General features: G+C 73.0%; 17 protein-coding genes. 14 read left to right on the top strand and 3 right to left on the bottom strand.

Going from position 1 to position 20,479, the window contains the following annotated elements:
* Positions 1-17 precede the first annotated feature (17 nt).
* The 3 genes from U5C87_RS19175 (at position 18) to U5C87_RS19165 (ending at position 3,111) form a co-directional block, all read left to right on the top strand.
* Positions 18-851, top strand: coding sequence for an MOSC domain-containing protein (locus U5C87_RS19175; protein WP_330474060.1), 834 nt, complete (start codon positions 18-20; stop codon positions 849-851).
* Between the two features lie 66 nt (positions 852-917).
* Positions 918-1,373 carry a hypothetical protein gene (locus tag U5C87_RS19170; protein WP_330474059.1) on the top strand — a complete coding sequence of 152 codons (456 nt, stop codon included), beginning with the start codon at positions 918-920 and terminating at the stop codon, positions 1,371-1,373.
* A gap of 1 nt (position 1,374) precedes the next feature.
* Positions 1,375-3,111 (top strand): DUF5671 domain-containing protein, encoded by a 1,737-nt coding sequence (locus U5C87_RS19165; RefSeq protein ID WP_330474058.1) that lies wholly within the window; start codon positions 1,375-1,377, stop codon positions 3,109-3,111.
* A gap of 123 nt (positions 3,112-3,234) precedes the next feature.
* On the opposite strand, the gene U5C87_RS19160 is transcribed toward U5C87_RS19165, so the two are convergent.
* Positions 3,235-5,265 carry an acyltransferase family protein gene (locus U5C87_RS19160; RefSeq protein WP_330474057.1) on the bottom strand — a complete coding sequence of 677 codons (2,031 nt, stop codon included), beginning with the start codon at positions 5,263-5,265 and terminating at the stop codon, positions 3,235-3,237.
* Positions 5,266-5,420: 155 nt separating this feature from the next.
* Between U5C87_RS19160 and U5C87_RS19155 the strand changes: the two genes are divergently transcribed.
* Both U5C87_RS19155 and U5C87_RS19150 read left to right on the top strand, forming a co-directional pair.
* The gene (locus tag U5C87_RS19155; protein ID WP_443082142.1) at positions 5,421-5,687 is read left to right on the top strand and encodes an acylphosphatase; all 267 of its coding nucleotides are present in this window, start codon (positions 5,421-5,423) and stop codon (positions 5,685-5,687) included.
* A gap of 18 nt (positions 5,688-5,705) precedes the next feature.
* Positions 5,706-6,017, top strand: a complete 312-nt coding sequence (locus U5C87_RS19150) for a chorismate mutase (protein ID WP_330474055.1) — start codon at positions 5,706-5,708, stop codon at positions 6,015-6,017.
* A gap of 13 nt (positions 6,018-6,030) precedes the next feature.
* On the opposite strand, the gene U5C87_RS19145 is transcribed toward U5C87_RS19150, so the two are convergent.
* A complete protein-coding gene (locus U5C87_RS19145) occupies positions 6,031-6,690 on the bottom strand; it encodes an MSMEG_1061 family FMN-dependent PPOX-type flavoprotein (protein WP_330474054.1) in 660 nt (219 codons plus the stop codon).
* 143 nt (positions 6,691-6,833) lie between these two features.
* Between U5C87_RS19145 and smc the strand changes: the two genes are divergently transcribed.
* The 6 genes from smc to U5C87_RS19115 all read left to right on the top strand — a co-directional run bounded on the left by smc (position 6,834) and on the right by U5C87_RS19115 (position 16,533).
* Positions 6,834-10,412 (top strand): chromosome segregation protein SMC, encoded by a 3,579-nt coding sequence (gene smc, locus U5C87_RS19140; protein ID WP_330474053.1) that lies wholly within the window; start codon positions 6,834-6,836, stop codon positions 10,410-10,412.
* 173 nt (positions 10,413-10,585) lie between these two features.
* A complete protein-coding gene (locus U5C87_RS19135; protein WP_043415675.1) occupies positions 10,586-10,768 on the top strand; it encodes a hypothetical protein in 183 nt (60 codons plus the stop codon).
* Between the two features lie 132 nt (positions 10,769-10,900).
* Positions 10,901-12,115 (top strand): signal recognition particle-docking protein FtsY, encoded by a 1,215-nt coding sequence (gene ftsY / locus U5C87_RS19130; protein WP_330474052.1) that lies wholly within the window; start codon positions 10,901-10,903, stop codon positions 12,113-12,115.
* 206 nt (positions 12,116-12,321) lie between these two features.
* Positions 12,322-13,737 (top strand): ammonium transporter, encoded by a 1,416-nt coding sequence (locus U5C87_RS19125; protein WP_330474051.1) that lies wholly within the window; start codon positions 12,322-12,324, stop codon positions 13,735-13,737.
* The gene (locus U5C87_RS19120; RefSeq protein ID WP_030146673.1) at positions 13,734-14,072 is read left to right on the top strand and encodes a P-II family nitrogen regulator; all 339 of its coding nucleotides are present in this window, start codon (positions 13,734-13,736) and stop codon (positions 14,070-14,072) included. The genes U5C87_RS19125 and U5C87_RS19120 overlap by 4 nt, the downstream gene beginning before the upstream one ends.
* Before the next feature lie 88 nt (positions 14,073-14,160).
* Positions 14,161-16,533 (top strand): [protein-PII] uridylyltransferase, encoded by a 2,373-nt coding sequence (locus tag U5C87_RS19115; RefSeq protein WP_330474050.1) that lies wholly within the window; start codon positions 14,161-14,163, stop codon positions 16,531-16,533.
* An 86-nt stretch (positions 16,534-16,619) separates the two neighbouring features.
* Here U5C87_RS19115 and U5C87_RS19110 read toward each other — a convergent pair whose 3' ends face one another.
* Positions 16,620-17,021: an NUDIX hydrolase gene (locus U5C87_RS19110; RefSeq protein ID WP_330474049.1), complete on the bottom strand. Its 402-nt coding sequence runs from the start codon at positions 17,019-17,021 to the stop codon at positions 16,620-16,622.
* 95 nt (positions 17,022-17,116) lie between these two features.
* Here U5C87_RS19110 and ffh point away from each other — a divergent pair, with 95 nt between their 5' ends.
* The 3 genes from ffh to U5C87_RS19095 all read left to right on the top strand — a co-directional run bounded on the left by ffh (position 17,117) and on the right by U5C87_RS19095 (position 20,474).
* Complete coding sequence (gene ffh, locus U5C87_RS19105) at positions 17,117-18,748, top strand: signal recognition particle protein (protein WP_330474048.1); 1,632 nt, start codon at positions 17,117-17,119, stop codon at positions 18,746-18,748.
* Positions 18,749-18,903: 155 nt separating this feature from the next.
* Positions 18,904-19,260, top strand: a complete 357-nt coding sequence (locus tag U5C87_RS19100) for a hypothetical protein (protein WP_330474047.1) — start codon at positions 18,904-18,906, stop codon at positions 19,258-19,260.
* A 2-nt stretch (positions 19,261-19,262) separates the two neighbouring features.
* A complete protein-coding gene (locus U5C87_RS19095; RefSeq protein ID WP_330474046.1) occupies positions 19,263-20,474 on the top strand; it encodes a glutathionylspermidine synthase family protein in 1,212 nt (403 codons plus the stop codon).
* Positions 20,475-20,479 lie beyond the last annotated feature (5 nt).

Raw genomic sequence — 20,479 nt, 5'->3', positions numbered from 1 at the left:
CGCGCGGGAGTGAGGGGGTGCACGTCACGGCGCTGACGGCATACCCCGTCAAGTCCCTGGGCGGGGTGGCCGTCGACGAGGCGGTCGTCGAGGTGCAGGGGCTGCGGCACGACCGTCGGTGGGCGGTCGTCGACCCCGACGGCGCCAAGGTCACCGCCCGCGAGGAGCACGCCCTGCTCGGCCTGCGTGCCGAGCCGCTCGACGCCGGCGGGGTGCGGCTGCTCGCCCCTGGTGCCGAGTCGCTCGAGGTGACCCCGCCCCGCGACGCCGCCCCGGTGCCAGTCGGCTTCTCCGGACAGGACCGCGCGCGGCCCGCCGGCGCGGACGCCGACGAGTGGCTGTCGGAGCGAGTCGGCCGCGCGCTGCGACTGGTGTGGCAGGACGAGCAGACGCACCGCCCGATCCGCGCTGACCTCGGTGGCGTCGACGGCGACCGCAACTCGCTGTCGGACGCGGCACCACTCCACGTGACGTCGGAGTCGTCCCTGGCGCAGCTCAACGACTGGGTGACCGAGACAGCGCTCGAACGTGGCGAGCAGGCCCGGGATCCCTTGGGGCACGACCGGTTCCGGCCCAACGTCGTCGTCGCAGGGTCCGCGCCGTTCGCCGAGGACGGGTGGTCGTCCGTGCGCATCGGCGACGTGCCCTTCCGGGCGACGATGGTGTGCGACCGGTGCGTCATGACGACGATCGACCGCGCCCACCTGAGCACCGGCAAGGAGCCGATCCGCACGCTGGCCCGGCACCGCAGGTGGGAGGGCGCCACGTGGTTCGGCATCAGGCTCACCCCGGTGCTACCGCTCGCGCCCGGCGCGACCCTCCGGGTCGGGGACGAGGTCGTCCCGGGCTGACCGGGTGAGTCGCACCTCACTGCCCAACCGTCCGCGGCTCGGCAGCGGGGGCGCGAGACTCGAGGTATGAGGACGAAGCGGGTCCTCGGGGGTGCGGTCGCACTGATCGTCGTGCTGGCCACCTTCTCGGCGGTCATCGCGTCGAGGCGCGACGCGTCCGTCCTCGACCCCGGCGGCCCCGTCGCCGCGGTCCGGTCCTTCGTCTCTGCCGTCGTCGACGGGCGGACCGACGAAGCCGCTCGCTGGCTCGACCCGAAGGGTGAGTGTGGGCCGGAGGACCTCGTCTACGGCTTCATCACGCCGGGGGAGCCGCCTCCCGCCCGGGTCGAGCTCGTGGGCAGCAGCACCGAAGGCTCGACCGCGACCGTGGAGGTCGTGATCCGCCTCGGTGGTGACGAGGTGGGCCCGTTCGGCACCTCCGAGTACTCGGAGCGAGCGACCTACTCGCTCCGCTCCGTCGATGGCGCCTGGCGTCTCACCGGGACGCCGTGGCCCATCGAGTCCTGCTCACCGGGAGGCTGACATGGTCGGCTCGCTCGTCATCGCACTCGTCGTCATCGCCGTGGCCGTCTGGGGCGGCCGACGGGCCCTGTCCCGGGGTGGCAGCCCCCACGTGACGGACGGGGCGTCGATCCGTCGCTTCTTCACGTATGCCGTCCTGCTCGGCCTGCTCCTCGTGGCGGGCAACGGTGTCGTCGGCCTGCTCGCCCGGGTGCTCGACCCCGGGAACCCGACCGAGTACCTCGAAGGGCTCGACGAGATGCTGGCCCAGCAGACGGCGTTCGCCGTCGTCGGGGTGCCCCTCTACGTCGTCGTCGCGGCGTGGACCCGGAGCCGGGTCCGCGACGACCCGAGCGAGGCGGGCTCGCGCGGCTTCACCTTCTACCTGACCGCCGCGCAGGTGGTCTCGCTCGTGCTGACCCTCCTGGCCGTGCAGGCCACCGTCGGATGGGCGCTCGGCGCCCCGCAGATGGGCGCCCAGTTCGCGGAGCTCCTCGTGTGGGGTGGCTCCTGGCTGGCACACCGCTTCGTCGAGCGCCGGGTCGCGGGACGGGACGTGCTGACGGTGGCGGGGCTGCTCGGGGCGGCCCTCGGCCTGGGCTCCACGGCCGCCGGCGTCGTCATGCTCGTCGCGCACGTGGTGGCGCAGGTGCTGCAGATCCCCACGAGCCAGAGCGCCATGGACCCGTCGCTGCTGCAGCTCGGCGTCATGACGCTCGTCGCCGGGCTGCCCGTCTGGGCCGTCTGCTGGGTGGTCCCGGCGCGGCGGCTGCAGCGCGGGACCCTCTGGCACGTGCTCGTCCTGCTCGTCGGCGTCGCGGGCGGCCTGCTCACGGCTGTCGTCGGCGCGAGCGTGGCGCTCGACCGGGTCGTCGTGTGGCTCGTGCGGGGGACGGGAGCCGACGCGACGGCACAGCTGCAGGCGCTGCCCCCGGCGATCGGCGCCCTGCTGGTCGGGAGCCTGGTCTGGCTCTACCACCGGTCCGTCCTGCGGGCCGGTGGCACGGGAGCTGAGACGGCGCCTGACACGGGGCGCACGGAGGTGCGGCGTGCCTACGACTACCTGCTCGCCGGTGTCGGGCTCGTCGCGGCCGCCGTGGGTCTCGTCGTCATGATCGTCGCGGGGGTCGAGGGGCTGACCGGCGCCGACGTCGTGCTCGTCGGTGGGAGCGACCCCGTCGACACCGTCATCGCGGCCGGGACGCTGCTCGTGGTCGGCGGGCCGGTGTGGTGGCTGTTCTGGCGCCGGGTCGAGCGGGCCGTGCAGGCCGACCCGGTGGCGGAGCGCCGCTCCGGCAGCCGCCGCGTCTACGTGCTCCTGCTCTTCGGGGTGGCCGGGGTCGCGGCGGTGGGCGCGCTGCTGGTCGGCGTGGTCGGGGTGCTCCAGGACGTCTTCGCCGGCTCGCTCGGACCGCAGACCCTCCAGAACGTCCGCTACCCGTTGGGGATCATCGTGACCTCCGGGCTGGTCGCGGCCTACCACTGGACCGTGCTGCGCGCCGACCGCGGCGTGCTCGGCGAGCAGCAGCACGGCCCGCGCTACGTCCTGCTCGTCGGCCCGGCCGACCCGGACGTCGCCCGTGAGGCCCACGCGCGCACCGGCGGCGTCGTCAACCTCGTGGCGCGCACCGACGTCGAGGCGGCGCCGTGGCCGGTGGACGAGCTGGCGGCGACCCTGGCCGGTCTCCCGGACGCGGGGGTCGTCGTCGTCGCGGACGACAAGGGTGGCCTGCGCGCGATCCCCGTCACCCCTCCCTGAGACCTGCCGAGGACAAGCCGCTGGCCGAGGTGTCCGGCCCGCGGAGACGACCGTCAGGGCCGATCAGGGCCGATCAGGGCCGATCAGGGCCGGTCAGGGCCGGTCAGGGCCGGTCAGGGCCGGTCAGGGGATGGGGAGCTCCTTGAGCACGACCGCCTTGCCGGTCCTCCGCTCGGAGAGGTCGGCCAGGGCCTGCCGGACCGTCTTGGAGAAGAGGTGGGCGCCCTTGATGGTCGGGTGGATCCGGTCGGACTGCACCTGGTCCGGGTGGGCACGGATCGCGTCGGCCCAGTCGGCCACGACGACGTTGGGCCGGCCCCGCGCGACGAGCTCGAGCGTGGCGTTGTCGGTGTCGACGCGCGCGAACGGACCCATGATGTTGACGAGGACGACCATGCGGTCGGGCCCGAGGGTGTCGAGGACCTGCTTGACGCGGTCCTCGTCGACGCCGGCGTTGGTGCCGAAGGCGAGGATGACGGCGCGCCGGTTGCCGTCGCCGCGGGCCGTGACCTCGGCGAGCCCGTCGGACCAGCGACGGTTGGACTTCGCGTCGATGCGGATGCCCGGGAAGTAGTAGCGCAGGGCCTGCAGGCTGCCCACCATGATCGAGTCGCCGTAGGCGTCGATCTCGTTGCCCGCGGGCATCGTGAACGAGGCCTTGGTGCCGGCCGCCGTCGCGGGCCCCGATGCCGAGGCGCCCGGCGTCGGGCTCAGGCCCACGGGGACCGAGGTGGCCGAGGGGACCGGCGACGAGGCGCCGGCCGAGGGCGTCGCGAGCGCCGCTGCGCCCGCCGCGTCCGCCGCGGCCTCGTTCTCGGCGAGCATGCGCGCGGTCTCGCTCTGGTCGGGCGCCGTGAGGACGATGACGGCCGTCACGACCGCCAGGGCGGTGACGGCGCCGGCCAGCCCGCGCTTGCCGCGCAGCGTGAGGCCGGACAAGCCGGTGCGCAGACGCGATGCCACCCCGCGGAAGCCCAGGGTGCGGAAGGGCGTCTCGACGAAGCGGAAGGTCAGGTCGGCGAGGGCGAGCGTCACGAGCACGCACCACAGCCGGGTCAGCAGGTGCGACACGGTGCCGGGGGCCGACGGGTTGTCGAGGGCCACGAGCAGGATGACGGGCCAGTGCCAGAGGTAGATCGAGTAGGAGCGGGCGCCGACCCAGCCGGCGACGGGGTGACGCAGGGCGCGCTGCAGCCCGGTCGGTCCTCCGGGGCGCCGCTCGACCACTCCCATGACAAGGACGGCGGTCGCGAGCGAGGCCAGCACGATGCCACCCCGGAAGGTCAGCGTCGACTGCTCGTCGAGGAGGGCCATCTCGCCGAGCAGGACCACGAGGGCGAGCGGGACGGCATACGTCCCGAGGCGCCCCCAGCGGGACGGCGCCACCCACGGCGCGAGCTGCGGGCTCGCCCACGCGAACGCGAGCGCGGCGCCGGCCATGAGCCCGACCAGGTGCGTGTCGGTGCCGTAGTAGACGCGGGTCGCGTCGGTACCCGGGGTGAAGAGCAGCGCCATGGCCGCCGCCGAGACCGCGCCGACGGTCACCGCGACCCCCAACCGCACCCGGCTCGGGACCGCGAGCAGCGCCAGCGTCACGAGTGGCCAGAGGAGGTAGAACTGCTCCTCGACGGCCAGCGACCAGAAGTTCATGAACAGCTGCGGCGCGGTCTGGTCGAAGTAGCTGGTGCCCGCCGTGATCTCGACCCAGTTCGTCGAGAAGGTCAGGGCGCCGAGCATCTGCCGGCCGACGTCGACGAGCAGGTCCGAGCTGACGGCGCGGGCGATGAGCACGCTCGTGACGACGCAGAGCACGAGCGCCGGCAGCAGGCGCCGTGCGCGGCGCACCCAGAACTGCGACAGGGCGATGCGGCCGGTGCGCTCGCGCTCGCGCAGCAGCAGCGTCGTGATGAGGAAGCCCGAGACGACGAAGAAGACGTCGACGCCGAGGAAGCCGCCCGGGAGCCACGAGGCGTTGAGGTGGTAGACGAGGACACCGACGATGGCGAGGGCCCTCAGCCCGTCGAGTCCCTCGATGTGCGCCCCGCGGCCCGAGGACGTACCGGGCCGGGTACGACCGGATCGCGACGTGGCCTCCGTGGCCGTCCCGGCGGTCTGGCTCGTGCCATCCGCCCGTGAAATCGCCGACGTCGTCACGTCGCTCCTTCCGTGGGCTGCGGTGAGTGGAGTCACCGGTGTGCCTGCCGCGAGCATAGTGACGGGTGGTGCCCACGTTGCGGCGCCACGCGGCATACCGTGTCGGGGTGGACGGAGCAGCGAGCGGGCCGACGGACGAGACGGTGCGGGTCACGATGTTCGTGCGGGGGAGCGTGCAGGGAGTCGGCTTCCGGTGGTGGACCCGGGCCCGGGCGCTCGAGCTCGGTCTCGTCGGGCATGCCCGCAACACGGCGGACGGACGCGTCGAGGTCGTAGCACAGGGCAGCGCGGACGCCGTCGACGCCCTCGAGGCGCTGCTGCGCGAGAGCCCCTCGACGACGCGCCGCCCCGGCCACGTCGAGAGCGTCGTCGTGCAGCCCGGCGTTCCGAGGGACGGGATCACCGGATTCGTCGAGCGGTGAGCCGCCTAGGCTGACCGGGTGAGCGACGTGCCCGAGGTCCCCGAGGTCCCTGCCGAGCTCGCGCGGCTGCGCAGCAGCATCGACAACATCGATGCCGCGCTCGTGCACCTGCTGGCCGAGCGCTTCAAGTGCACCCAGCAGGTCGGCCGGCTCAAGGCCGAGCAGCACCTGCCCGCCGCGGACCCGCAGCGCGAGGAGCGACAGATCGCGCGGCTGCGGTCGCTCGCCGACAGTGCCGGTCTCGACCCGGTCTTCGCCGAGGCGTTCCTGAACTTCATCATCGCCGAGGTCATCCACCACCACGAGCGCATCGCCAACGGCGACACGTAGGGGCGCGCTCGGGTCAGTAGAGCGTCGCCTGCTGTCGCTCCTCGAGGGCTGCGTCGTAGGCGGCCGCCTCGGCGTCCGAGGCGAAGCCACCGGCCTCGCGGGTCATGGTGCCGGCCGTCGGCAGCGTCCTCGGGTCCACCTGGGACTCGCTGTCCCACAGACGGCTCCGGCGGACCGCCCTCGCGCACTGGAAGTAGACGCGCTCGACCGTGACGACGAGCACCGAGGCGGGCGCGACGCCCCTGACCTCGTGCCGGGCCAGCTCGCCCGGATCGGTCGAGATGACCGCCGTGCCGCGCACCCGCAGCTCCTCGCCGAGCCCCGGAACGAGGAAGAGCAGGCCCACCCGCGGGTCGGCGACGACGTTGCGCAGCGTGTCGAGGCGGTGGTTGCCCCGACGGTCCGGGATGACGAGGGTGCGCTCGTCGCGGACGACGACGAACCCCGGGGCGTCGCCGCGCGGCGACTGGTCCAGGCCCCCGTCGCCGACCGTCGCGATGACGACGAACGGGGCGGCGGCGATGATCCGGGTGTGGCTGGGCGTCAGCGTCCGGGACTCCTTGGCGAGGCTGTTCGGTGCCGGGGTGCCGGGATAGACCTCGAGCAGCCGCTCGAGCGAGGTGACGTCGTGCTCGTCCTGCGCAGGGCCTCCGCGGCGCTCGTCCGTGTCCACCCACCCACGGTATGCCGTCCGGCGGGCTGCGGCAGGCTGCGGCGGGCTCCGGCAGCGCGGGGCGCTCGCCTCCCCGGTGCAGGGCCCCGTGGCTAGTACGCTGACCGGGATCGCTGGCCGGCTGACAAAGGATTTCTCGGGTCGTGTACGTCAAGAGCCTCACCCTGAAGGGCTTCAAGTCCTTCGCCTCGGCGACCCACATGCGTCTCGAGCCCGGCATCACCTGCATCGTCGGCCCCAACGGCTCCGGCAAGAGCAACGTCGTCGACGCGCTCGCCTGGGTGATGGGTGAGCAGGGCGCCAAGTCGCTGCGCGGCGGCAAGATGGAGGACGTCATCTTCGCCGGCACGTCCGGTCGGGCCCCGCTCGGTCGGGCCGAGGTCGCGCTCACCATCGACAACACCGACGGCGCGCTGCCGATCGACTACACCGAGGTGACGATCGCCCGCACGATGTTCCGCAACGGCGGTTCGGAATACGCCATCAACGGCACCCCCTGCCGGCTGCTCGACGTGCAGGAGCTCCTCTCCGACAGCGGCATCGGCCGCGAGATGCACGTCATCGTCGGCCAGGGTCAGCTCGACACCGTCCTGCGCGCGACCCCCGAGGAGCGCCGCGGCTTCATCGAGGAGGCCGCGGGCGTCCTCAAGCACCGCAAGCGCAAGGAACGGGCGCTGCGCAAGCTCGACACGATGGAGGCCAACCTCACCCGGGTGCACGACCTCACGGGCGAGATCCGCCGGCAGCTGGGACCGCTCGGTCGCCAGGCCGAGACGGCCCGCAAGGCCGCCGTCATCCAGACCGACGCCCGCGACGCCCGCCTGCGCCTGCTGGCCGACGACCTCGTCCAGCTGACCTCCACGCTCGAGCAGGAGGTCGCCGACGAGTCGGCCCTCATCGAGCGGCGCGCCGAGGTCGAGGAGTCCATCGGCGACCTCGCCCACCGGCTGTCCACCCTCGAGGAGGCGGCCGAGGCCGCCCGCCCCGCGCTGACCCGGGCCCAGGACGAGTACGTCGCGCTCGGTCGCCTCGTCGAGCGGATGGCCTCGACCCGTTCGCTGGCCGCCGAGCGCGTGCGCCTGCTGAGCGAGGACGACGAGCCCGACGCCCCCGGGCAGAGCCGCGACCCGGTGCAGCTGCGCGAGCAGGCCGCCGAGGTGCGCGAGCAGGAGGCATACCTCCTCGAGGAGATCGCCGAGGCCAAGGCCGCCCTCGAGGAGGCGGTCCTGAACCGCACCGACGCCGAGCGCGGGCACGCCGAGGAGACCACACGCTTGCAGCGCGAGGCCCGGGCCGCCGCCGACCGGCGTGAGGGCCTGGCCAAGCTCGGGGGACAGGTCGGCGCCAAGGCCTCGCGCATCGAGGCCCGTGAGGCCGAGGTCGGACGGCTGCGCAGTACCATCGAGGCCGCCCAGGCCCGCGCGGCCGAGGCCGAGCACGAGTTCTCCCGCCTCGAGTCGAGCGTCGCCCAGGACGAGGAGGGCGAGGAGGGCCTCGACACCGCCTACGAGGAGGCCGCCGAGCGCCTCGACGCCGCCGAGGCCGAGCTCGCCCGTTGGAAGGAGGCCGAGGCGAACGCCGAGCGCGCCCGCACCACGGCCGCCGCCCGCGTCGAGGCCCTGGGGCTCAGCCTCAGCCGCAAGGACGGCGCCGCCGCGCTGCTGGCCGCCGCCGACGACAGCCACGAGATCCTCGGGTCGGTCGCCTCGCTCGTCACCGTCGAGCCCGGCCTCGAGAACGCCGTCGCCGCCGCCCTCGGGTCCGCGGCCGAGGCGCTCGCCGTCGGCTCCCTCGAGGCGGCGGCCGCCGCCCTCGACGCCCTCCGCGACGGCGACAACGGTCGGGCCAGCCTGCTCGTCTCCGAGTCGGCCACGCCCGTCGACCACGCCTCCTGGCCCGCCCTGCCCGGCGAGGCCCGCTGGGCTCGTGACGTCGTGGAGTGCCCCGCGTCCGTGCGTCCGGCCGTCGACCAGGTGCTCGAGCGCGTCGCCCTCGTGCCCGACGGCTCCGCCGCCCGCACCCTCGTGCGCAGCCACCCCGGCCTGACCGCCGTCACCCGCGGCGGCGACGTCTACGCCCCCGGGGCCGTGCGCGGCGGCAGCACGAGCGCACCGAGCCTGCTCGAGCTGCAGGCCGCACTGGACGACGCCCAGGACGCCATGGCGCGCGCCACCCGTGAGGGCGAGGAGGCCCGGTTCCGCGTGGCCGGCGCCGAGTCGCACCGTGCCGAGCTCGCCGACGCGGTCGAGGCTGCGCTCGAGCGGCTCAACGAGAGCGACGCCCGGATGGCCGCGATCGCCGAGAAGCTCGGCTCGCTCGGGCAGACCCTGCGAGCCGCGCGGTCCGAGGTCGAGCGCACCGAGAAGGCCATCGCCGACGCCATGACAGCCCTCGAGGCCGACCAGACCGAGCATGCCGCCCTCCTCGAGCGCCTCGAGGCCGCGAGCGGCGAGGGCGACTTCGCCGACGAGCCCTCGACGGAGGAGCGCGACCGGCTCGAGGCCGTCGCCCGCGAGGCACGCGCGGCCGAGACCGAGCTGCGTCTCGCGCTGCGCACCCGCGAGGAGCGGTCGCGCGCCCTCAAGGACCGCGCCGACGCGCTCGAGCGCAGTGCCCGCCACGAGGAGGAGACCCGTCGCCGGCTCGCCGAGAAGCGCGCCCGCCGTCGCACCGAGGCCGCCGTCGCCGATGCCGTGCGCGCTGCTGCCACGTGGGCCCACGAGCTGCTCGTCGAGTCGGCCGAGCAGGCCGGCCGGGCGCGTGCCGCCGGTGAGGCGGAGCGCACCGAGCGCGACGCCGAGCTCGCCGTCGTGCGCCGCGACATCTCGGTCCTGCAGGCCGAGCTGCGCGAGCTGACCGACACCGTGCACCGCGACGAGGTCGCCCGCACCCAGCAGCGCCTGCGCATCGAGCAGCTCGAGACCAAGGCCGTCGAGGAGCTCGGCATCGCGCCGTCCGACCTCGTCGAGGAGTACGGCCCGCACCAGCTCGTGCCGGCGGTGCCCGACCCCGACGCCGACCCGGACGCACCCCAGCCGGACCCCGTGCCCTTCGTGCGCGAGGCCCAGGAGAAGCGGCTCCGACAGGCCGAGCGCAAGCTGAACGCCCTCGGGCGCATCAACCCGCTCGCCCTCGAGGAGTTCACGGCCCTCGAGGAGCGCCACAAGTTCCTCACCGAGCAGCTCGAGGACCTCAAGAACTCCAAGCGCGACCTGCTCGACATCGTCAAGGAGGTCGACGAGCGCGTCGAGCGCGTCTTTGCCGAGGCCTTCGAGGACACCGCGGTCCAGTTCGAGCGCGTCTTCCAGCGCCTCTTCCCGGGCGGCGAGGGCCGGCTCGTCCTCACCGACCCGTCCAACATGCTGACGACCGGCCTCGAGGTCGAGGCCCGGCCCCCGGGCAAGAAGATCAAGCGGCTGTCGCTGCTCTCCGGCGGCGAGCGCTCGCTCGTCGCGGTGGCGCTGCTCGTCTCGATCTTCAAGGCACGGCCCTCGCCCTTCTACATCATGGACGAGGTCGAGGCCGCCCTCGACGACGCCAACCTCGGCCGCCTCATCACCCTCTTCGAGGAGCTGCGCGACAGCTCCCAGCTCATCGTCATCACCCACCAGAAGAAGACGATGGAGATCGCGGACGCCCTCTACGGCGTCAGCATGCGCGGCGACGGTGTCACGACGGTCGTGAGCCAGCGCCTGCGCGACGTCGCCGACCGCTCCGCCTGAGGCACGCGGCATACGCCCCCGGTCGACACGCCCGGGGGAGGGCAAGGGTGCCCTCACGACCTCTCGGCTGCACGCTCTCGCGTGCGTCCGGGTGGGCACGGCGACGTTCGAGTTGCCAAATCGTCACTTCATGCTATTTGCGTCTCACCAGTCACATGCGTCACTCTTGTCACATGGTCTTCCTGGTCATCTCGATGCTCGTCGTCACCGTGCTCGGTGTGGCGGTCGTCGGCGTCGTCGCGGTGCCTGCGCACCGTGGCGGCCGCGACCTGCTCACCACCAAGGGGGAAGGGGTCGCACGCTCGGCACGCCGCCGCGCAGGGGCCCTCGGCCGACCGCGCGCCCGCACCCACTAGGCCGCGTCCGACCACCTGCCCACACCCTCGGCCGCCGGTCTCCGCCGGTGGCCGAGCGCTGTCCGGACCGCCTCGTCGGCGCCCCTCGGGGGCGCTCACGGGCGGACGGCGACCCCGCCCGACCGTGGTTGGATGGCTGACGTGGACACAGTCTTGATCTTCGTCATCATCGGGGTCGTCATCCTCCTCGGGGCCGTCGGCTACGGCGTCAACCTGCTCCGGGGACGCGGGCGCACCCTCGAGCGCGAGGCCCCTCCGGCCCGTCCGGGCCTGCCCGCCGAGGACCTCGACCGCCGGCCACCGACCGGCGGGGCCGACACCATCGCGCCTCCCGAGGCGCCGGGCGCTCCCGCCGAGGTCGAGACCACCGCCCCCACGGCGCCGACCGCGCCCACGACGCCCGAGCCCACGCTCGAGCGTCCCGAGTCGGCCCGCGGCCGCCTCCAGCGCCTCCGCGCCCGCCTCGCCCGGTCCAACTCCTCCATCGGGCAGGGCCTGCTCGCCCTCCTCTCGCGCGGCAGGCTCGACGAGGAGGCCTGGGAGGAGGTCGAGGACACCCTCATCGGCTCCGACCTCGGGGTCGAGGCCACGACCGAGCTCGTCGACTCGCTGCGCACGCGCGTCAAGATCGACGGCACCACCGACGAGGCCACCGTCCGCGGGTGGCTGCGCGAGGATCTGCTGAGCCTCGTCCAGCCCGACATGGACCGCCGCATCGCGAGCAGCCGCGTCGGCGACCGCCCCGCCGTCATCCTCGTCGTCGGAGTCAACGGCACCGGCAAGACGACGACCGTCGGCAAGCTCGCCCGCGTCCTCGTCGCCGAGGACCGCGAGGTGATCCTCGGCGCGGCCGACACCTTCCGCGCGGCCGCCGCCGACCAGCTCGAGACGTGGGGTGCGCGCGTGGGCGTGCCGACCGTCCGGTCCGACAAGGACGGCGCCGACCCGGCCGCCGTCGCCTTCGACGCCGTCAAGGCCGGCATCGAGGAGGAGGCCGACGTCGTCATCATCGACACCGCCGGTCGCCTCCACAACAAGGTCGGCCTCATGGACGAGCTGAGCAAGGTCAAGCGCGTCATCGAGAAGCAGAGCGAGATCGACGAGGTGCTGCTCGTCCTCGACGCCACGACCGGACAGAACGGCCTCCAGCAGGCCAAGGTCTTCTCCCAGGCCGTCGACGTCACCGGCATCGTGCTGACCAAGCTCGACGGCACGGCCAAGGGCGGCATCGTCGTCGCGGTGCAACGCCAGCTCGGCGTCCCGGTCAAGCTCGTCGGGCTCGGCGAGGGGCCCGACGACCTCGCCCCCTTCGACCCCGAGGCCTTCGTCGACGCCATCGTCATGTGACCGTCCGCGCTCCCTTCGCTCACGTATGCCGTCCGGCTCAGCCGGACGGCATACGTGTCCCCGGTCGGTCCGCCCCTTGGGCATCCCTTCCACGATGCGGACGCGCGTGTGGCGGGAAACCATCCGCTAACACCGGCGCGGTCTTGTTGACACGGCTGTAACAAACGGAGCGCGCCGGTGAAACGGCCCGTCCCCAGACTCCTCGCATGACACCAGCACTGATGCCCTTCGCGGCAGAACCACCAGTGATCAACGAGGCCGCGACCGCATTCATGCTCATCGCGTCCTCGATGGTCCTCCTGATGACGCCCGGGCTCGCCCTCTTCTACGGCGGCATGACCCGGAGCAAGTCCGTCCTCAACATGATGATGATGAGCTTCGGCGCCATGGCCGTCGTCGGCATCGTCTACGTGCTGTGGGGCTACTCGATGTCGTTCGGCAACCTGCAGGACGGTGGCGGCGACATCGCGGGCATCTTCTCGAACCCGTTCCACCTCTTCGGGCTCAGCCAGCTCACCGGCGCCGACGGAGCGGCACGGCTCATCGACCCGTTCGGTGTCGGCGTCTGGATCCCGGAGTACATCTACGCGGGCTTCCAGCTGACGTTCGCCGTCATCACCGTCGCGCTCATCAGCGGCGCCATCGCCGACCGCGTCAAGTTCGGCACCTGGATCACCTTCGCGGTCATCTGGGTCACCGTCGTCTACTTCCCGATCGCCCACATGGTCTGGGGCGGCGGCCTGCTCTCGGGCGCCGAGGGTGGCCTGTCGGCCAAGCTCTTCGGCGCGACCGACGGGGTCGCGAGCGTCCTGCCCATCGACTTCGCCGGCGGCACGGTCGTGCACATCAACGCCGGTGCGGCGGGCCTCGCCCTCGCGCTCGTCGTCGGCAAGCGCCTCGGCTTCGGCAAGGTCGCGATGCGTCCCCACAACCTGCCCCTCGTCATGATCGGCGCCGGCCTGCTGTGGTTCGGCTGGTTCGGCTTCAACGCCGGCTCGGAGCTCGCCGCCGACGGCGTGGCCTCCTCGGTGTGGCTCAACACGACCGTCGCCACCTGCGCCGCGGCCATCGGCTGGCTCGTCGTGGAGAAGATCCGTGACGGTCACGCGACCTCGCTCGGTGCCGCGTCCGGTGTCGTCGCCGGTCTCGTCGCCATCACCCCGGCCTGTGGGGCCCTCTCGCCCGTCGGCTCGATCATCCTCGGTGCCGTCGCCGGTGGCCTCTCGGCCCTCGCCGTCGGCCTCAAGTACAAGTTCGGCTACGACGACTCGCTCGACGTCGTCGGGGTCCACCTCGTCGCCGGCCTCTGGGGCACCGTCGGTGCCGGCCTGCTCGCCACCAAGACCGGGCTCTTCTACGGCGGCGGCTGGCAGCAGACCGTGCTGCAGGTCCTCATCGCCGTCATCTCGCTCGTGCTGTCGTTCGTCCTGACCTACGCCATCGCCCTGGCCCTCAAGGCCACGCTCGGCTGGAGGATCTCCGACGACGCCGAGTCCGAGGGCATCGACCAGGCCGTCCACGCCGAGTCCGGGTACGAGATCGGCGGGTTCCCCGCCTCGGGTGGCCGCACCACGTCCCGTCCCGTCGTCCAGGCCGCCAAGGCCGAAGGAGCCAACGCATGAAGCTCATCACCGCCATCATCAAGCCCCACCAGCTCGACGAGGTGAAGGAGGCCCTGGAGGCCTTCGGGGTGGCCGGCATGACCATCAGCGAGGCCAGCGGCTACGGCCGCCAGCGCGGCCACAGCGAGGTCTACCGCGGCGCCGAGTACACCGTCGACTTCGTGCCGAAGGTGCGCCTCGAGGTCCTCGTCGACGACGTCGACTCCTCGGACGTCCTCGAGGTCATCCTCAAGGCCGCGCAGACCGGTCGCATCGGTGACGGCAAGATCTGGGCCGTCCCGGTCGACGAGGTGGTGCGGGTCCGCACCGGCGAGCGGGGCGTCGACGCCCTCTGAGCGTCGACGGCCACGCGAGCACCTGAGCAGTACTCAGCAGCACCCACGAAACCAGCACACGCACCACTAGGGGACGGCGAGACCTGACATGACGGATGTGACCTCACGACGTCTCGACCTCGCCGGCACCCGCACCTTCGCGACGCCCGGCGCCGGCCAGACCCGGCGCCGGGCGCTCGCGGAGTTCGGGTTCGGATGGCTCCAGGAGCTGTGGCGCGAGGCCTGCGCCGGGCGGCGGCACGAAGGCGTGGCGCTCGCCGCGGTCGGCTCGCTCGCCCGCGGTGACAGCGGACCGCTCAGCGACTACGACCTCGTGCTCGTGCACCACCCGCGCGGCCTGTCGGGCAAGGAGGTCGGCGCCTTCGCCGACAAGCTCTGGTACCCGATCTGGGACGCGGGGGTCCGGCTCGACCACAGCGTCCGCACCGTGGCCGACTGCCGGGCCGTCGCCTCCGACGACCTGTCCGCCGCGGTGGGACTGCTCGACCTGACGCACGTGGCCGGTGACGCCGACGTCGTCAACGCGGCCCGGTCCACGGTGGCCCACGACTGGCGGGCCAACGCCCGCACCCGGCTCGGCGAGATGCACGAGTCGGTCGTGCAGCGCCACGCCCGCCAGGGCGACCTCGCGCACCTCATCGAGCCCGACCTCAAGGAGGCGCATGGCGGGCTGCGCGACATGTCGGTGCTGCGGGCCCTGACGGCCGCCTGGCTCACCGACCGCCCGCACGGCGAGGTCGACGAGGCCTACGAGCGCATCCTCGACGTCCGCGACGCCATCCACGTCGTCACCGGACGCGGGCGCGACCGGCTGACCCGCGACGACCAGGACGCCTGCGCCGCCCTGCTCGGCTACAGCGACTCGGACGACCTCCTCACCGACCTCTCGACCTCTGCCCGCACGATCGCGTATGCCGTCGACGGCACCCTGCGTCGTGCCATGCAGTCCCAGCGCGCCAGGACGCTTCGCGTCGGCCCGCGCCGTCCGCAGCTGGCGCCGCTCGGCTACGGCCTCTACCGGCACGACGGCGAGGCGGTCCTCGGGCCGTCGGCCGACCTGTCGTCCGACGCGATCATCCCGCTGCGCGCCGCCGTCGTCGCCGCGCGCGGTGGCATCCCGCTGTCACCGACGACCCTGAAGAACCTCGCCGCCACGGCGCCCGCGCTGCCCGAGCCGTGGCCCGAGGTCGCCCGCAACCTCTTCGCCGACCTGCTCGCGTCCGGTCCCGGCCTCGTCACGGTGTGGGAGGGCCTCGACCTCGCGGGTGTGGTCGAGCGCTGGATCCCGGAGTGGAAGGCGGTGCGCAGCCGGCCGCAGCGCAACGCCGTCCACCGGCACACGGTCGACCGCCACCTCATCGAGACCGTCGTCGCGGCGAGCGGGATGGTCCGCGACGTCGCCCGCCCCGACCTGCTCATGCTGGCCGCGGTGCTCCACGACATCGGCAAGGTGCCGGGGTCGCAGGACCACGCGGTCACCGGGGCCGAGCTCGCCGACACGGTGCTCCGGCGGATGGGTGTCACCGACGCCGACCGTCGCACCGTCGTGCGCCTCGTCCGCGAGCACCTCACCCTCGTCGACCTCGCCACGCGGCGCGACCCCGAGGACCCCGCGACCATCGCCGCGCTGTCCCAGGCCGTCGACGGCTCCGCAGCCACCCTCGACCTGCTGCGCGCCCTGACCGAGGCCGACGCGTCGGCGGCCGGTCCCAAGGCGTGGAGCGACTGGCGCGCCGGTCTCGTCCAGCGTCTCTACCAGGCCTGTCGCACGGCGCTGACCGCCCAGACCCCACCGACCGAAGGAGAGGGGCCTCTCGTGGTCGAACCCATCGAGACCCTGCCGCTCTCCGACGATGCGCGAGGTCGCATCGCGTCCGGAGAGCCCTACATCACCGTGTCGTCCCTCGGGGGCGCGCACCGCATCGACATCATCGACCGTGACCGCGCCGGGCTCTTCGCCGACACCGCCGGCCTGCTCGCCGCCCACGGCTTCGTCGTGCGCTCGGCCATCGTGCGCACCATCGACGGTCTCGCCGTCAACGAGTGGTGGGTCGACTCGCCCGGAGGGGAGACCCCGCTGCCTCCCGTCATCGCCCGCGACCTCGTGCGGGTCGCCAAGGGGGACCGCGCGCCCCTGGGCAAGCTGCAGCGGCGCAAGTCCTCGGGCGTGCGCAGCCCCAGTTCGGGGTCCGTCGACTCGACCCGGGCCATGGTGATCAGCAGTGCCTCCGACACCGCGACCGTCATCGAGGTCCGCGCGACCGACCGCCCCGGCCTGCTCCAGGACATCGGCATCACGCTCGCCCGGGCATCCTTGTCGGTGCGCTCGGCCCACATCGCCACGTATGCCGGCCAGACCCTCGACACGTTCTACGTGACCGAGTTCGGCGGTGGGCAGCTCGCGCCGGCGCGGGCCGCCCAGGCCGTCGCGATGATCATCGACACCTGCGACGCCGACTGAGCGCGATCCCTCGTCCCATACCGGTTCGATGTATCTGCGCGGCCCCGGGCCGCGCAGATACATCGAACGCGGGGGAGCGGCGCGCGTCAGTCGAGCAGGTCGGCCTCGTGGAGGTGGGCGAGGACGAGCCGGTCGACGGCGGACACCCGGTCGCCGTCCCCGGCCGTGATCCAGGCGATCTCCTCGATCTCGCGCGACGGCACGAGCCGGCCCGTGTGGACGGCGGTGTAGCAGGTGAGGCGCACGAGCAGCCCGTCCGTGCGGGCGTCGGCCGGGGCCTCGAACGTGCCGACGTGCATCGCCGTCGACGGCTCGACCGCGACGGCCAGCTCCTCGTCGAGCTCGCGGACCAGGGTCTGCACGTCGCTCTCGCCCGGCTCCCGCTTGCCGCCGGGGAGGTAGAAGCGCTCCCGGCCGGCGTTGCGGGCCACGAGCAGCCTGCGCTCCTCGAGGTGGATCCACGCGATCTTGTCGATGAGGTCAGCCATCCGACCAACGTAACCGGCGCGCGTGACGGCCGCTCACGGCATACCTCCTCGGGCGTCGGGTCGGACCCACGCGCCGGAGCGGATAGCCTTGCCCGGTGTTTGCATCCCTGTCTGACCGCCTGACCGCGACGTTCAAGAACCTCCGCGGCAAGGGCCGGCTCACGGAGTCCGACGTCAACGCGACGATCCGCGACATCCGCCTCGCCCTGCTCGACGCCGACGTGGCGCTGCCCGTCGTCAAGCGCTTCACCGGGTCGGTGCGCGAGCGCGCCCTCGGTGCCGAGGTCAGCCAGGCGCTCAACCCTGCCCAGCAGGTCGTCAAGATCGTGCAGGAGGAGCTCGTCGGCATCCTCGGCGGGCAGACGCGCACCATCCGTTTCGCCAAGCAGCCGCCGACGGTCATCATGCTCGCCGGCCTCCAGGGCTCGGGCAAGACGACGTTCGCCGGCAAGCTCGGCCGCTGGCTCAAGGACCAGGGGCACACCCCGCTCCTCGTCGCGGCCGACCTCCAGCGCCCCAACGCCGTCACCCAGCTCGAGGTCGTCGGCGAGCGCGCCGGCATCCCCGTCTTCGCGCCCGAGCGCGGCAACATGGGCGGCCACGACGCCGTCCTCGACTCCGGAGAGGGCACCCGCTCCTTCGGCGACCCGGTCTCGGTGTCGCGCATGGGCATCGAGCACGCCCGCGCCAAGCAGTACGACGTCGTCATCGTCGACACCGCGGGCCGCCTCGCCGTCGACGCCAACCTCATGCAGCAGGCCGGCGACATCCGCGCCGCGATCTCGCCCGACGAGGTGCTCTTCGTCCTCGACGCGATGATCGGCCAGGCCGCGGTCGAGACCGCCCAGGCCTTCCACGAGGGCGTCGCCTTCACCGGCGTCGTGCTGTCCAAGCTCGACGGTGACGCGCGCGGTGGAGCGGCCCTGTCGGTCGCCGAGATCACCGGCGAGCCGATCATGTTCGCGTCGGTCGGCGAGAAGGTCACCGACTTCGAGGTGTTCCACCCCGACCGCATGGCCAGCCGCATCCTCGACATGGGTGACGTGCTCACCCTCATCGAGCAGGCCGAGAAGGCGTTCGACAAGCGCCAGGCCGACGAGATGGCGCGCAAGTTCCTCGCGGAGGAGGACTTCACCTTCGAGGACTTCCTCCAGCAGATGAACGCCATCAAGAAGATGGGCTCGCTCAAGTCGATGCTCAAGATGATGCCGGGCATGCAGGGGATGCGTGACCAGCTCGACGCCTTCGACGACCGCGAGTTCGACCGCGTCGAGGCGATGGTGCGCTCGATGACGCCGTTCGAGCGCACCCACCCCAAGCAGATCAACGGCTCGCGCCGCGCCCGCATCGCCAAGGGCTCGGGCGTCACCGTCACCGAGGTCAACCAGCTGCTCGAGCGCTTCGGCCAGGCCCAGAAGATGATGAAGTCCATGGCTCGCGGCGGCGGTGGCGGCATCCCCGGCATGCCGGGCATCCCCGGTGCCGGCAAGCGCGGCAAGCAGCAGCCGCAGCGCAAGAAGAGCAAGAGCGGCAACCCGGCCAAGCGTGCCGCCGAGGAGCGAGCCGCCGCGGAGAAGGCCGCCTCCGGGCGTGCGGCCTCCGCCGCGAGCGCCTTCGGTGCTCCTCCGGCTGGGGGCGACGCAGCAGGCGACGCCGACCCGCTGGCCGGCTTCGACGCCGCGAACCTGCCCAAGGGCTTCGAGAAGTTCCTCGGCGGGGGCCGCTGACCGGTCGGCCTGCCGGGACGGTGTCCCGGGCCACGGGACCGTCCTGAAGAATCCGTCCCGACCGACGGATCCGACGGCGCTCCCGGCACGTCGGAGGCGCGTCCCGGCGACGGTCGGGACCCGACGATCCCGAGGAGAGCCGTCCCAGCATGCCCATGACCCGCAAGTCCGCCGCCGTCACGGTGGGGGCCGTGGCGCTCGCCTCCCTCGGCATCTACGGCGCCGTCCAGGACGACGACCACGACTTCGCCGGGGTCTGCGTCGACGAGGCGACCCAGACGCGGATCGCCGACGACCGGTGCGACGACCACCACTCCGCCGGCTTCCACGGCGGCCACGGCTGGTACTTCGTCCCTCGCGGTGTCGCGGCGCCGGCCATCGGTGCCCGCGTCGCGGGCGGCTCGTACACCGCGCCGCCCTCCAGCAAGTCGTGGGGGAGCGGGTTCAAGGCCGACGGTGGGGTCGTGACACGGGGCGGCTTCTCGGGGCACGGCTTCTCGGTCGGCGGCTGAGCGTGGACCGCCTCCCCAGCACGCCGCGTCCGGACTGGCTGCGCACCGTCGAGCAGCAGGGCCTGTCGTATGCCGTCGACCGCGCCGACGACGGCAGTGCCGTCCCGTACTGGGACGAGTCCGCCTGCTACGAGCTCACCGAGGCCGACGTCGAGGTGCTCGAGCGGGCCACCGGCGAGCTGCACCGGATGACCGTCGCCGCCGTGCACCGGATGGCCCACGACCCGGGTCTCATCGCCCGTCACGGTCTGCCCGACGGGGCCGGCGCGTGGCTCGCGGCGTCGCTGTCGGACCCTGACGCGACGTCGGTCTACGGCCGGTTCGACCTCGCCTGGGACGGCGACGGGCCGGCCAAGCTGCTCGAGTACAACGCCGACACCCCGGCCGGTCTCGTCGAGGCCGCGGTGTGCCAGTGGTTCTGGCTGGAGGACCTCCACCCGGCGCTCGACCAGTGGAACCTGTTGCACGAGAGGCTCGTCGAGGGCTGGCGCCGCATGCGGGCCCGCACCGGCGTGCGGGCCGTGCACTTCGCGGTCGGCCAGGACGAGCCGACCGAGGACTGGGCCACCGTCGCCTACCTGCGCGACACCGCTCAGGAGGCCGGGCTCGTGGCGCTCGGCATCACGATGGAGGACGTCGGCTGGCACCACGGGCAGCGCCGCTTCGTCGACGTGCACGGCGAGCCGATCACGCACTGCTTCAAGATGTACCCGACCGAGTGGATGCTCGACTCCCCGTTCGGCGGCTACCTGCTCGGCGGCGCCTCCACCACCCAGTGGATCGAGCCGCCGTGGAAGCTGCTCGCCGGCTCGAAGGCGCTGCTGCCGGTGCTGTGGGAGATGTTCCCCGGCCACCCCAACCTGCTCCCGGCGTACTTCGACCACCCGCACGGCCTCACGGCATACGCCTCCAAGCCGCTCTTCGGCTGGGAGGGTGACGGCGTCGACGTCGTCGGTCCGGACGGCGAGGAGCGCTCGCCGCGACTGCGCACCGAGGGCCAGCAGCGGGTCTACCAGCAGTACGCACCCCTGCCCGACTACGACGGCAACCACCCCGTGCTCGGCACGTGGGTCGTCGACGGCAAGCCCGCGGGTCTCGGCATCCGCGAGTCGACGAACCTCGTGACCAACACCGGCGCCCGGTTCGTGCCGCACCGAATGCTGGCGCCCCGCTCGAGCCCCGAGCAGGTCGCCTCGTGGGTCGCCGAGCCCTGAGCGCC

The sequence above is a fragment of the Terrabacter sp. C0L_2 genome, assembly GCF_036352015.1.
Classification (GTDB): domain Bacteria; phylum Actinomycetota; class Actinomycetes; order Actinomycetales; family Dermatophilaceae; genus Terrabacter; species Terrabacter tumescens.
This window is presented reverse-complemented; position numbering and strand designations above follow the sequence as displayed.